The sequence below is a fragment of the Phytobacter sp. V69 genome, from assembly GCF_965644215.1.
Lineage (GTDB): Bacteria > Pseudomonadota > Gammaproteobacteria > Enterobacterales > Enterobacteriaceae > Phytobacter.
The window spans coordinates 1-731 of the sequence record NZ_CBFFRL010000481.1 but is presented as its reverse complement, the minus strand read 5'-3'; the positions used below and the strand labels follow the sequence as shown (position 1 = coordinate 731).

Genomic DNA, 731 nt, shown 5'->3' with positions numbered 1-731 from the left:
CTCGTCATATCGAGATCCAGGTACTGGCAGACGGTCAGGGCAACGCCATCTATCTGGCTGAACGTGACTGCTCCATGCAGCGTCGCCACCAGAAAGTCGTCGAAGAAGCGCCGGCACCGGGTATTACCCCGGAACTGCGTAAATTCATCGGCGATCGCTGCGCCAAAGCCTGTGTGGACATCGGCTACCGTGGGGCAGGTACGTTCGAGTTCCTGTTCGAAAACGGCGAGTTCTATTTCATCGAAATGAACACCCGTATTCAGGTAGAGCATCCGGTCACTGAAATGATCACCGGCGTGGACCTGATCAAAGAGCAACTGCGTATTGCTGCCGGTCAGCCGCTGTCGATCAAGCAAGAAGACGTGGTGGTGAAAGGCCATGCGGTGGAATGCCGTATCAACGCCGAAGACCCGAACACCTTCCTGCCGAGCCCGGGTAAAATCACCCGTTTCCACGCGCCGGGCGGTTTTGGCGTGCGCTGGGAATCGCATATCTACGCCGGTTACACCGTACCGCCGTACTATGACTCCATGATCGGCAAGCTGATTTGCTTTGGTGAAACCCGTGAAGTGGCGATTGCGCGCATGAAGAATGCGCTGCAGGAGCTGATTATCGACGGTATCAAAACCAACGTGGATCTGCAGATGCGCATCATGAGCGACGAGAAATTCCAGCAGGGTGGCCCCAACATCCACTATCTGGAAAAGAAACTCGGTCTGCACGAGAAGTAA

General features: G+C 55.4%; 1 protein-coding gene. It reads left to right on the top strand.

The features are described 5' to 3' along the window. A partial coding sequence (locus tag ACSZPU_RS26110; protein WP_499004525.1) for an ATP-binding protein occupies positions 1-731 on the top strand: 731 nt, incomplete at its 5' end.